11 protein-coding genes and 1 tRNA gene are annotated in these 11,830 nt (G+C 58.8%); 9 read left to right on the plus strand and 3 right to left on the minus strand.

Annotated features, from left to right (window positions below):
- Nucleotides 1-16: 16 nt before the first annotated feature.
- The 8 genes from DARO_RS04320 to DARO_RS04355 all read left to right on the plus strand — a co-directional run bounded on the left by DARO_RS04320 (nt 17) and on the right by DARO_RS04355 (nt 8,378).
- Nucleotides 17-1,237, plus strand: a complete 1,221-nt coding sequence (locus DARO_RS04320; protein WP_011286592.1) for an MFS transporter — start codon at nt 17-19, stop codon at nt 1,235-1,237.
- A 27-nt stretch (nt 1,238-1,264) separates the two neighbouring features.
- Nucleotides 1,265-1,636 carry a CbiX/SirB N-terminal domain-containing protein gene (locus DARO_RS04325; RefSeq protein ID WP_011286593.1) on the plus strand — a complete coding sequence of 124 codons (372 nt, stop codon included), beginning with the start codon at nt 1,265-1,267 and terminating at the stop codon, nt 1,634-1,636.
- A 17-nt stretch (nt 1,637-1,653) separates the two neighbouring features.
- Nucleotides 1,654-2,229: an ANTAR domain-containing protein gene (locus DARO_RS04330; protein WP_011286594.1), complete on the plus strand. Its 576-nt coding sequence runs from the start codon at nt 1,654-1,656 to the stop codon at nt 2,227-2,229.
- A gap of 295 nt (nt 2,230-2,524) precedes the next feature.
- Nucleotides 2,525-3,802, plus strand: coding sequence for a CmpA/NrtA family ABC transporter substrate-binding protein (locus tag DARO_RS04335; protein ID WP_011286595.1), 1,278 nt, complete (start codon nt 2,525-2,527; stop codon nt 3,800-3,802).
- Between the two features lie 64 nt (nt 3,803-3,866).
- Nucleotides 3,867-4,805: a nitrate ABC transporter permease gene (ntrB, locus tag DARO_RS04340; protein WP_011286596.1), complete on the plus strand. Its 939-nt coding sequence runs from the start codon at nt 3,867-3,869 to the stop codon at nt 4,803-4,805.
- Between the two features lie 14 nt (nt 4,806-4,819).
- Nucleotides 4,820-5,620: an ABC transporter ATP-binding protein gene (locus tag DARO_RS04345; protein ID WP_011286597.1), complete on the plus strand. Its 801-nt coding sequence runs from the start codon at nt 4,820-4,822 to the stop codon at nt 5,618-5,620.
- 150 nt (nt 5,621-5,770) lie between these two features.
- Nucleotides 5,771-7,711, plus strand: coding sequence for a type IV pili methyl-accepting chemotaxis transducer N-terminal domain-containing protein (locus DARO_RS04350; protein ID WP_011286598.1), 1,941 nt, complete (start codon nt 5,771-5,773; stop codon nt 7,709-7,711).
- Nucleotide 7,712: 1 nt separating this feature from the next.
- Nucleotides 7,713-8,378, plus strand: coding sequence for a response regulator transcription factor (locus tag DARO_RS04355; RefSeq protein ID WP_011286599.1), 666 nt, complete (start codon nt 7,713-7,715; stop codon nt 8,376-8,378).
- 9 nt (nt 8,379-8,387) lie between these two features.
- Here DARO_RS04355 and DARO_RS04360 read toward each other — a convergent pair whose 3' ends face one another.
- The 3 genes from DARO_RS04360 to DARO_RS04370 all read right to left on the minus strand — a co-directional run bounded on the left by DARO_RS04360 (nt 8,388) and on the right by DARO_RS04370 (nt 9,678).
- The gene (locus DARO_RS04360; RefSeq protein WP_011286600.1) at nt 8,388-8,657 is read right to left on the minus strand and encodes a hypothetical protein; all 270 of its coding nucleotides are present in this window, start codon (nt 8,655-8,657) and stop codon (nt 8,388-8,390) included.
- A gap of 142 nt (nt 8,658-8,799) precedes the next feature.
- Entirely contained in the window at nt 8,800-9,576 is a 777-nt protein-coding gene (locus DARO_RS04365; protein ID WP_011286601.1) for a spermine/spermidine synthase domain-containing protein, read from the minus strand.
- Between the two features lie 27 nt (nt 9,577-9,603).
- Nucleotides 9,604-9,678 (minus strand) — tRNA-Arg (locus DARO_RS04370).
- Nucleotides 9,679-9,763: 85 nt separating this feature from the next.
- Here DARO_RS04370 and DARO_RS21535 point away from each other — a divergent pair.
- On the plus strand, nt 9,764-11,806 hold the full coding sequence (locus tag DARO_RS21535) for a methyl-accepting chemotaxis protein (protein ID WP_011286602.1): 2,043 nt from the start codon (nt 9,764-9,766) through the stop codon (nt 11,804-11,806).
- Nucleotides 11,807-11,830 lie beyond the last annotated feature (24 nt).

Genomic DNA, 11,830 nt, shown 5'->3' on the forward strand with positions numbered 1-11,830 from the left:
CGATTCCCCGGTGACCATGACTGATACCAAGACCAGCACCCCGATGCCTGCCCAAATGCCACGTGGCATCTGGATGCTCGGCTTTGTCAGTTTGCTGATGGATATTTCCTCCGAGATGATCCACAGCCTGCTGCCGCTGTTCATGGTCGGCACGCTGGGGGCGAGCGCCCTGGTCGTTGGGCTGATTGAAGGGCTGGCCGAAGCGACGGCCTTGATCGTCAAGGTGTTCTCCGGGGCGCTCAGTGATTACCTCGGCAAGCGCAAGGGGCTGGCGGTATTCGGTTACGCGCTCGGTGCGCTGAGCAAGCCGGTCTTTGCGCTGGCCTCGGGCACCGGGCTGGTCCTCGCTGCCCGGCTGGCCGATCGCGTCGGCAAGGGCGTCCGCGGTGCGCCACGCGATGCGCTGGTCGCCGACATCGCTCCGCCTGAACTGCGGGGCGCCGCCTTCGGTTTGCGCCAGTCGCTCGATACCGTTGGCGCCTTTGTCGGGCCGCTACTGGCGGTGGGGTTGATGCTGTTGTGGGCGGACGATTTCCGGGCGGTGTTCTGGGTGGCGGTCATTCCCGGCCTGCTCGCCGTGGCCGTGCTGGTCTTTGGCGTGCATGAGCCGGATCGACCGGCCCACGCGGTTCGGCGCAATCCGATCAGTCGGGCCAATCTGCGACGACTGGGGGGCGCTTATTGGTGGGTGGTCGCGGTGGGCGGATTATTTACGCTGGCCCGCTTCAGCGAAGCCTTTCTGGTGCTGCGGGCGCAGCAGGGCGGCATGGCACTGGCGCTGATTCCGCTGGTCATGGTCGCCATGAATATCGTTTATTCGCTGTCGGCTTATCCCTTCGGCAAACTGTCGGATCGCGTCAGCCACACCAAGTTGCTGGCAATCGGTTTGCTGGTCCTGATTGCCGCCGATCTCGTGCTGGCCAGCAGTTCGCATTGGGCAGTCGTGCTTGCTGGCGTGGCGCTATGGGGCATCCACCTCGGTATGACGCAGGGCCTGCTGGCCACGATGGTGGCCGATACGGCGCCGGCCGATTTACGGGGAACCGCTTTCGGCTTTTTCAATCTGATCAGTGGGCTGGCCATGTTGCTGGCCAGCGTTTGTGCCGGCTGGCTGTGGGACATCTACGGAGCCGCATTTACCTTCTATGCCGGCGCAGTCTTCTGCCTGCTAACCTTGTTCTTGTTAAAAATACGGCCAGAACATCAATCTCGCCTTTCCGGCACCAAGGCTGGATAATCCGGCGAAATCAACGAGACAAGAACCGTGACCACTGCCCTGATTCTCTTCGCCCACGGCGCCCGCGACCCGGAATGGGCCAATCCCATGCGCCGCGTGCAAGCCGCTGTCCGTCAGCGCATGACGAATATTCCGGTCGAACTGGCCTTCCTCGAATTCATGACGCCGACCTTGCCGGAGCGGGCGAGCGAGTTGATCGCGCAGGGGGCGGACAAAATTGTCGTGATGCCGATGTTCGTTGCCCGTGGCGGACATTTGAAGAAGGAAACGCCGGAGATGATTGAGGCGCTGCGGGCAAAATACCCCGATGTCGAGTTTTCGCTCGCCCCCGCCATCGGCGAGCACGAAATGGTCGTTCAGGCCATGGCGGCAGCCACCCTCGAGGTGGCTGGCCTGTAGCTTGCTAGATAAGAACCATGCTTACCGTACTCGTCATTGATGAATCCAGAGCCAGAGCCGGCGAAATTTGTGCCGGGCTGGCGCTCGCCGGTTATCAAGTCGCTGCCATTCTGGCCGGCTCAGAAAATTTGACGGCTGAAGTCGAAAGGCTGCAGCCCGATGTGATCCTGATCGATACCGAGAGCCCGAGCCGCGATACGCTCGAAAATCTCGCAGCCATGAACAAGGACATGCCCCGCCCGGTGGTGATCTTTACCCAGGAGGATGGCCAGGAAACCATACGCGATGCTGTCAAGGCGGGGGTTTCGGCCTATATCGTCGATGGCCTCGATTCCAAGCGGATCAAGCCGATTGTCGAAGTGGCGCGGGCGCGTTTTGAAGATACGCAGGCCTTGCGCCGCGAACTCGATGACATTTCGAAGAAGCTCACCGACCGCAAGCTGGTCGACAAGGCCAAGGGCGTGCTGATGAAAGCCCGTGGTCTGGATGAGGATGCGGCCTATCACGCCATGCGCAAGCTGGCGATGGAGCGCGGCCAGTCGATGGCCAAAGTGGCGCGCGACGTGATCGACATGGCGCGGGTGCTGCTCTAAACCTGTGCGATAAAAAGCCTTGCTGCACTGCAATAGTGCATCGCCTCCGGCCCCGGCGGTCGGGAAAAACAAATTCCAAGTCATTGAAAACATAGTAGTTATTTGTGACTAGTTCTAAATAACTACACCTGGCACGGCCATTGCAATAGTCCACTCAAAGCGCACGGTCAAAGGCGGCCGGGCGAGAGTCGAGCGAAAGCCGATTCAAGGACAAGGGCGTCCATCCGAGCTGCCACCGGCGGTTCGGATGCGACGCCCATTTGTTTTTTCGATTCAAGCAATCAAGGAGCAAGCAATGGAAGACAAGAAACTGGCCCCGGAAGGCACGACGACGGCCAAATCATCCCTTTCTCGTCGCGATTTCGTTTCAACCGCATTGGGAGCCTCTCTGATGGCCATGGTCCCCCCCGGCGTTCGCAGCGGTGCCTGGGCCGCTGGTTCCGACGCCCCCGAAAAAAAGGAAGTCCGTATTGGCTTCATCCCGCTCACCGACTGCGCCTCCGTTGTTATGGCTTCGGTCATGAAGTTCGATGAGAAATACGGCATCAAGATCATTCCGACCAAGGAAGCCTCGTGGGCTTCGGTGCGTGACAAGCTGGTCAATGGCGAGCTCGACGCCGCTCACGTGCTGTATGGCCTGATCTATGGCGTGCAGTTGGGCATCGGCGGCCCGAAGAAAGACATGAACGCATTGATGAGCCTGAACCACAACGGCCAGGCCATCACGCTGTCGAATCAGCTCAAGGACAAGGGGGCCACTGACGGCGCTGGTCTGGCCAAACTGGTTGCCAAGAAGGAACGTGAATACACCTTCGCCCAGACCTTCCCGACCGGCACCCACGCCATGTGGTTGTACTATTGGCTGGCTTCGCAGGGCATCAATCCGATGAAAGATGTCAAGACCATCACCGTGCCGCCACCGCAGATGGTCGCCAACATGCGTGTCGGCAACATGGATGGTTTCTGTGTCGGCGAGCCTTGGAACAACCGCGCCATCATGGACAACATCGGCTTCACGGCGACGACGACCCAGGACATCTGGACCGATCACCCGGAAAAGGTGCTCGGCACCACGGCAGATTGGGTCAAGCAAAACCCGAACACGGCCCGTGCCGTAGTCGCGGCGATTCTTGATGCCAGCAAGTGGATCGACGCCTCGATCGCCAACAAGCAGAAGACGGCCGAGACGATTGCCAGCAAGTCCTATGTCAATACCGATACCGAAGTCATCGTCGCCCGCATGCTCGGGCGCTATCAGAATGGTCTGGGCAAGAGCTGGGATGACAAGAACTGCATGAAGTTTTTCAACGAAGGTACGGTCAATTTCCCGTACCTCAGCGATGGCATGTGGTTCCTGACCCAGCACAAGCGCTGGGGGTTGCTGAAGAGCCACCCGGATTACCTGGCCACCGCCAAGCAGGTCAACCGCATCGATATCTACAAGCAGGGTGCGGCCGCTGCCGGTGTCGCGCTGCCGAAGAGCGAAATGCGCAGCCACAAGCTGATCGACGGGGTGGTCTGGGATGGCAAGGACCCGGCCAAGTACGCCGACAGCTTCAAGATCAAGGCCTGATCAGTCGATTGAGTCGCCACCGTCTCCGCTTTGGCGGAGGCGGTGCAACCCTCTGGAGAACGACATGAGCGTAATGACGATGATTGGTGAGTTCGGCCTAGAGAAGCCGGTTGACCGGAACATAAGCAGCCAGCCGGTCGCGGAAATCGCTGCCGAGCCAGCCAAGGAAATAAAAATGGAAAAAACTGCAACCCTGCCGGCCATCGAGCCGGGCACGCCGTTCGCCGAGAAACTGGCCAACTTTGGCCGCGCTATTTTGCCGCCGGTATTGGGTATGGTGGTGCTGATCGGCATCTGGTTCATCGCCACCATGAAGGGGGGCAGCATTCCCGGACCGCTGCAAACCTGGGATGCCGCTACCGTGCTGTTCGCCGACCCGTTCTACCGCAACGGTCCGAACGACCAAGGTATCGGCTGGAATGTGCTGTCTTCGCTGCAGCGCGTCGGTATCGGTTTCGGCTTCGCGGCGCTGGTCGGTATCCCGCTCGGTTTCATTCTCGGCCGCTCGGCCTTCCTGTCGGCGATGATCAACCCGATCATCAGCCTGCTGCGTCCGGTCTCGCCGCTCGCTTGGCTGCCGATTGGCCTGCTGGTTTTCAAGAAGGCCGACCCGGCGGCGACCTACACCATCTTCATCTGCTCGATCTGGCCGATGATCATGAACACGGCGCAAGGCGTCCAGCGCGTGCCGCAGGATTACCTGAACGTCGCTCGCGTGCTGGCCTTGTCCGAATGGAAGGTGGTTACCAAAATCCTGTTCCCGGCCGTGCTGCCCTACATGCTGACCGGCATCCGCCTGTCGATCGGTACCGCCTGGCTGGTCATCGTCGCCGCCGAAATGCTCACTGGCGGCGTCGGCATCGGCTTCTGGGTGTGGGACGAGTGGAATAACCTGAAGGTCGAGCACATCATCATCGCCATCTTCGTCATCGGCATCGTCGGCCTGATCCTCGAGCAGGCGCTGATCCTGCTGGCCAAGAAGCTGACCAAAGAATCCGCCTGATCCGGGAGTGCATCATGGAAAAATTCGTACAAGTTCAACGCGTCGGTCAAATCTTCGATACCAAGAAGGGCAAGTTCGTTGCCCTGCGCGACATCGACCTGACCATCAAGCAGGGCGAGTTCATCGCGCTGATCGGTCACTCCGGTTGTGGCAAATCGACGCTGCTCAATCTGATTGCCGGCCTGACCAAGCCAAGTACCGGCGTGCTGCTGCTGGAAGACCGTGAAATCGCCGGCCCCGGTCCGGAGCGGGCGGTGGTTTTCCAGAACCACAGCCTGCTGCCCTGGCTGACCTGTTTCGAAAATGTCTATCTGGCCGTCGAGCGGGTCTTTGGCGAGAAGGAAGGCAAGGCCAAATTGAAGGAGCGCACCGCTGCCGCCATCAGCCTGGTTGGCCTGGATCACGCCAGTGCCAAGTATCCGAACGAAATCTCCGGGGGCATGAAGCAGCGCGTCGGCATCGCCCGCGCTCTGTCCATGCAACCGAAAGTGCTGCTGATGGACGAGCCCTTCGGTGCGCTTGACGCCTTGACCCGCGCCAAGCTGCAGGACGAGCTGATGCGGATCTGCGAGGCGACCAAGGCGACCACGGTCATGGTGACTCACGATGTTGATGAGGCGGTCCTGCTCTCCGACCGCATCGTAATGATGACCAACGGCCCGGCGGCAACCATTGGCGAAATTCTCGAAGTCAATCTGCCGCGCCCGCGCGACCGGCTGACGCTGGCCCACAACACGGCCTACATCGGCTACCGCGCTGCGGTGCTCGAGTTCCTCTATGAGAAACAGGCGCACGTCGAGAAGGTCGCGGCTTGAGCTGATTCACGTTTGCCATTGTCACTACGCGCTCTCCGTAGTGACTTTTGCCCGCCGGCCTAACCCGGCGGGCTTTTTCTTGATCTATCTCCTTTGCTTTTCTGCATTGGCAGGGCTAAGGTCTCGGGTTTTCGTCATGGACTGATCTGGATGTTCGCCACCTCAGGCAAACTCTCGCGAAAAATCATTGGCGTACTGGTCGTGTTTTTTCTCGTTGCGACCTCTGCCATTGGTTTGACCCTGCTCATTTCCTGGCAACTGGAAGGGGTGGCTGCGGCGATCAATGACGCGGGCAGCCAGCGCATGCGGACCTACCGTTTAGGCCACTTGATGGCCCGCGGCCTCGAAGCAGAAACGCAGGTTGCCGCGTTGACTGCCGCCTTGAGCGAAGAAGTCGTGCGTTTCGACAAGGTGCAGCGTGACCTGCAATTGGGCGATCCGCTCAGGCCGCTGTCTTCGCCCCGGAATTTCGAAGTGCAGGACAGGCTGCATGACGTCGAACAGTCGTGGCGGAGGATCATTCGGCCGCTGGTGGAAAGTTATCTGGCCGGTGATCACCAGGCGCGCTCGGAGGTGCTTGATCGCTTCGATCTCGAACTGGAACCGTCCGTCATGGGAATTAACGAATTGGTGTTGGCCATGGAGCGCAGCTATGCCTACGACACCAATCTGTTGCGCTATGTCCAGGTGGCGCTGGTGTTGCTGGCGATCTTTGGTACGGTCATCCTGATCCGGTTTTTTGAGCAGCTGGTTATCCGGCCGGTTAGCCTGCTGCATGTCGGCATGCGGCGCATGACCGGAAACGATTTGACGGTGCGCGTCCCGGTGACCAGCGACGATGAACTGGGCGGGCTTGCCGCAGGTTTCAACCAGATGGCCGAGCATCTGGAGGATGCTTACGGCTCACTGGAACAGCGTATCGAGGCCGAAACACGACGTCTCGCCCAGCGCAATCACGAACTCGGTATTTTGTATGCGGCGACTTCGTTTCTCAGTGAACCCGCACCACTGGAGGCCCTGTGCGAGGGTTTTCTTGATCACATCAAGAACGCGCTGGGGGCTGACGCCGGTGCGGTGCGACTGTATGTGCCGCAGACGGACAAGCTCTACCTGATGACCCACGAAGGGCTTTCAGACGAGTTTGTCGCCAACGAAGGCCAGCTGAATTGCGGCGAATGCCTGTGCGGCGAGGTGTTTCAGAGCAGCCGGCCGGCCGCCTTTGCAACCGCCAATCCACCGGAGGGCATGCGCCTCCGGAGCTGCATTCGTGAAGGATTTGCGACGGCAACGGCGTTCAGCATCCTCTACGACAAGCAGCGACTTGGCGTCTACAACCTCTATTTCCGCCGTTCCCAAGCCTTGTCCGAGCAGGAAATCCACTTGCTTGAAACGCTTGGCCATCACCTCGGTGTAGCGATTGAGAACCAGCGCCTGAAGTCCCGCGAAAAGGAGTTGGCCGTTTCCGAGGAGCGCAACCTGCTGGCTCAGGAACTGCACGATTCGATTGCCCAAGGCCTGGCTTTCCTGAATATCCAGGTCCAGCTGCTGCAGGATTCGCTGCGCAAGGGCAAGGCTGATGAGGCCATGCAGACGGCCGGGCAATTGCGCGAAGGTGTTCAGGAGAGTTATGACGATGTTCGCGAGTTGCTGGTGCATTTCCGGACGCGCGTCCATCAGTCCGATCTCGATTCGGCGATCAATGCCGCGCTCGAAAAGTTCGAAGGGCAAACCGGCATCCAGACCGAGTTTGAACGGATTGGAGCGACAACGCCGTTGCCGCCCACGGACGAAATCCAGATCATGCATATCGTGCAAGAGTCCTTGTCCAATATTCGCAAGCATGCCAAGGCAAAGCGTGTGCGGGTCACTGTGCGTCAGGAGCTTGGTACCAGCAAAGTCATGGTTGAAGATGACGGTATCGGCTTCGACCCGCAAAACGATCCGAATTGCCTGTCCGATCGCCATGTCGGTCTGAAAATCATGCGGGAGCGAGCCCATCGCATCGGTGGTGAGTGCCGAATAACATCAAATCCAGGCCAAGGCTCGTGCGTTATATTGAGCCTGCCGAAGGAAAATAGGGGGAGTGTCTGATATGAGCGAAAGAATCCGGGTGCTGTTGGTAGACGATCACACGCTGTTCCGCAGCGGAATCAAATCCCTGTTGCAGAGAAACGACGATTTCGAGGTGGTTGGCGAGGCGGGTGACGGGCTGGAGGGCATCAAACGAGTTCGTTCCCTGAAGCCGGATGTCGCCTTGCTCGATCTGCACATGCCCGGTGTTTCAGGCTTGGAGGCGGTCAAAGTCATCAGCGAGGAAATGCCTGAAGTTCGTGTCCTGATGCTCACCGTTTCAGAAGATGCCCAGGATCTGATGGATGCCTTGCGGGCCGGAGCCAGTGGTTATTTGCTGAAGAATATCGAGACCGATATGTTGGTCGATGCCATTCGCCGCGCCGCACAGGGCGAATCAGTCGTCTCCCAGCAAATGACAGCCAAGCTGATCCAGGGCGTGCGCAATCCGCCCAAAGCAGAAACTGCGACAATCGAACGCGACCGTTTCTCGCCACGCGAACGCGACATCCTCGCTTCGCTGGCGCAAGGGGAAAGCAACAAGGAAATCGCCCGCAAATTGGATCTGGCCGAGAGTACGGTCAAAATCCATGTGCAGAATATTTTCAAGAAGCTGAATATGAGCAGCCGCGTCCAAGTCGCACTCTACGCCGTCGAAAACGGCTACGGACACGGGCGGCCGTACTAAGCCTGCTGGCTAGTGCGTGCTTGGTAAAGGATGAGTGCGCTGCAGATGCTCATAGGCCACCGCCAGTTCCTTGATGTGCTCAATACGCCCGGCCTCAATGGCATGTTGCATGTTTTCGAGAAACATCAGATGTAACTGGCAGACACCTTCCGGCGTACACAGCAAGGACTCACTCATCTCGGCTGCGATCGTGATCGGAATATGCTCATGTTCGGCAATTGCCTCAATTTCACCGCGATCGAGGTCGCAATAGTCCAGAACGTCTTGAATCGATAACATCGGATCCTCCTTCAATTGGAAAAATAGGAGGCAGATCAATACTGCCTGCTGATTATTTTTCTGGGATCCGCCTTGTCGTCGTTATGGGTGGGGATAATCTGTTTTTAGTTCAAAAAACAGAAAAATCAAGAAATACACGTAATCAGATCTGGAGACGACCGTCTGGCAAGGGATACGCGAACTGTATCCGGCTGAGGGTTGGCAAAAGGTCGAGGCGGGTTTCTTTTTTTAGTTGCACGGCGCAGGCGCGCATGTCATCCAGCGATACATCGACCGGATTGCCACCAGTAGCAAAAGCGATGGTGTTGCCGCTATCGCACGAGGGGAAAACGGCGACTCGCTCGTCGAAGGCGCTCCGGATACGTTCGACGCTTCCCTGAAAGCCTCTGTTCCAGCCGAGCAGGTTCAGTCCACACAGACCGTTGTCACTCAGCCGGGCGCGACAGGCTTGGTAGAACGGCTCGGTATCCAGCACACCGGCCCGCCCCTCAGGGTCGTAGCCGTCGATCAGGATCAGGTCGAAGCGGCTCGTGCCGCCCAGCATGAAATCGGCGCCGCAGCCTATGCTGACATCGAGGCGTAGCGGATCGTCCGGTAATTTGAAGTATTGCCGGGCAATGAATTCAACCTGTGGATTGATCTCGACCACCGTAATCCGGCAGTTGGGCAGATAGCGATAGATGAACTTGGCCAGGGAGCCTGCGCCGAGGCCGATCAGCAACACATGGCGCGGCCAATGGTGCAGGGGGCGGAGCAACAGCCCGGCCATCATTTCGCGGGTATAGGCCAGTTCCAGCGACCACGGGCGCGCAATGCGCATGGCGCCCTGAATCCAGTCCGAGCCGAAGTGCAGATAACGCACGCCGGCTTCTTCGCTGATATCGACAGAGTGCTGGGTGGTTTTTCTTTTGGGTCGCATGGCTCTCCGCCGACTGGCCTGGGTAGGTGGCGTCCCCACCCGGAATCGAACCAGGAACTGCTCCTTAGGAGGGAGCCGTTATATCCATTTAACTATGGAGACGCGCCGGAGGTCCGCATTGTACTGTCGGCGGCAGCGTTGTGATAGATTTGAAAAGACCAATATTAATAAAGTGGGGAGAAATACCATGGTCAGTGGTTTCGCGCGGCGCCCGATAGCCCAGCAACTCATTCTGGCGACCATTGCAGCCTTGGTCGTTGTTTTCTCAGTGATGGCCTTGATCGTGCAGAAGAAGGCAGATAACTCAGCGATTGCTGTGGCCGAGGCCAATTTGGGGCATGAGGCCAAACTGATGGCCGGTATGCTCGATTCGGTTTTCGATGCGGTCAAGGTGCGCGGCGACGACGAGTCGCAGTTCTTCCGGAAATACATCGGCAACGTGCCTGAGCCTGGTGTCGGCCTGGTCAAGACCGGCGATGTCGATTTGCCCATGGTCAGATTGGGCAGCGAAATTCTCAATGGCAATGATCGTCTGCTGAAGGCCTTTCGCGATGTGGCAGGAAGCGATGGCGCGTTTTTGATGGTGCGTGACAACAAGGTTTATCGCCTGGCGACCCTGCTCAAGGACAAGGATGGCAAATCCATGAACGGCGTGCCGCTACCCGATGGCGATCCGGTCGCCAAGGCGCTGCTGGCCGGTGAGGATTATCAGGGCTTGGCCATCCGGGGCGGTAAATACAACTTCAGCACTGTCAAACAAGTGAAGGGGACTGATGGCAAGCCGTGGCTGGCTTATTCGGTACGGATTTCCCTCGACAAGGAACTCAAACGCATCCGTGACCAGTTCGGCGCCCTGGTTGCAGGCAAGACAGGCTACGTCTATATCGCCCGCCCAACCGATGAAAAGGGTATCGGCGAGTTTGTCATGCACCCGAAATTTCAGGGGCAGCAAATCGGCGAGGTCGACATGCCCGAAGCGACTCGCGGAATACTTCGTCAGGTACTGGCCCAGAAAAATGGTCTTTTCCGTTACTCGATGGCTGACAGCAGCGGGGCTGAACGCGAAAAGATTGTCTACGCTGCGACGTCATCGGCCTGGGGATGGACGGTTGGCACCGGCAGCTGGCTGGACGAATATCTCGAGGAAAGCCGTGCCTTGCGCAATTTGCTGATCGTCATCAGCGTCGCTGCCGCTTTGGTGCTGGCCACGCTGGTCTATCTGCTGGTCAGTTTCCGTCTGCGTTCGCTGGGGCAGATGGTTCAGGACGTGGAACGCATCAGTCAGGGCGATTTGCGCGCGGTGGTGCAAGGGGCTGAGCCAGACAGTCGTAATGAAGTGCATGCCATCGCGACCGCCTTTAACCATATGGCGGAAAGCATGCGCAATCTGGTCCGTGGCGTTTCCACCTCCTCGTCGCAAGTTGCCGTCGCCGCCAGCGAGTTGCAGGACGCCGCCAGTTCGGCCCTGGCCGCTTCCGAGCAGGCTTCTGTCTCGGCGTCTGGCATTGCCGCTTCGGTCGAGGAGTTGTCGGTCAGCATCACGCATGTCGCCGATAACGCCAATCATGCGGCTCAGATCTCCGCCGACACCAAAGAGGTGACCGGTTCAGGGCGTGAAGTGGTGTCCCGCGCGATGACCGAACTGGAGCGTGTGGCGGGCGATATCAACGAATCGGCTGTGCTGATTCAGTCACTCGGCGAGCGCTCGAAGCAAATTTCCAGCGTGGTCGGTGTGATTCGCGAAATTGCCGATCAGACCAACCTGCTGGCACTCAACGCGGCCATTGAGGCGGCTCGCGCCGGTGAGCAAGGACGTGGCTTCGCTGTGGTGGCTGACGAGGTGCGCAAGCTGGCCGAGCGGACCTCAGTCTCGACCCAGGAGATTTCCACGACTGTTCATGCCATTCTGGAAGAAACAAGTCGGGCCGTTCAACGCATGCAGGATGTCAGTACCAACATGGGTGGCAGCGTTGGCATGGCCCGTCAGGCGGGGGATTCGCTGGAGATTATCGATCAGCGGGCGCAGCAGACCGTCGAGGTGGTGCACGGGATTGCTGACAGTACGAGAGAGCAGAGTTCGGCCAGCCAGGAGATTGCCCGCCTGGTCGAAAACATTGCCCAGTCGGCCGAGGGCAGCAACAGCCGCGCTGTCCGCAACAGCGAGCGGGCGCAGAATCTGCAACGTCTGGCGGCCGATCTTCAGGCGCAGCTATCCCGCTTTACCACCTGATTGCCCGGCAAGCGGATAAAATTC

It is taken from the genome of Dechloromonas aromatica RCB (assembly GCF_000012425.1).

What these genes read in the sequence shown, in the direction of transcription:
- DARO_RS04320 (WP_011286592.1), top strand. Translation starts at nt 17, where the DNA reads ATGACTGATACCAAGACCAGCACCCCGATGCCTGCCCAAATGCCACGT.
- DARO_RS04330 (WP_011286594.1), top strand. Translation starts at nt 1,654, where the DNA reads ATGCTTACCGTACTCGTCATTGATGAATCCAGAGCCAGAGCCGGCGAA.
- DARO_RS04335 (WP_011286595.1), top strand. Translation starts at nt 2,525, where the DNA reads ATGGAAGACAAGAAACTGGCCCCGGAAGGCACGACGACGGCCAAATCA.
- ntrB (WP_011286596.1), top strand. Translation starts at nt 3,867, where the DNA reads ATGAGCGTAATGACGATGATTGGTGAGTTCGGCCTAGAGAAGCCGGTT.
- DARO_RS04345 (WP_011286597.1), top strand. Translation starts at nt 4,820, where the DNA reads ATGGAAAAATTCGTACAAGTTCAACGCGTCGGTCAAATCTTCGATACC.
- DARO_RS04350 (WP_011286598.1), top strand. Translation starts at nt 5,771, where the DNA reads ATGTTCGCCACCTCAGGCAAACTCTCGCGAAAAATCATTGGCGTACTG.
- DARO_RS04355 (WP_011286599.1), top strand. Translation starts at nt 7,713, where the DNA reads ATGAGCGAAAGAATCCGGGTGCTGTTGGTAGACGATCACACGCTGTTC.
- DARO_RS04360 (WP_011286600.1), bottom strand. Translation starts at nt 8,657, where the DNA reads ATGTTATCGATTCAAGACGTTCTGGACTATTGCGACCTCGATCGCGGT.
- DARO_RS04365 (WP_011286601.1), bottom strand. Translation starts at nt 9,576, where the DNA reads ATGCGACCCAAAAGAAAAACCACCCAGCACTCTGTCGATATCAGCGAA.
- DARO_RS21535 (WP_011286602.1), top strand. Translation starts at nt 9,764, where the DNA reads ATGGTCAGTGGTTTCGCGCGGCGCCCGATAGCCCAGCAACTCATTCTG.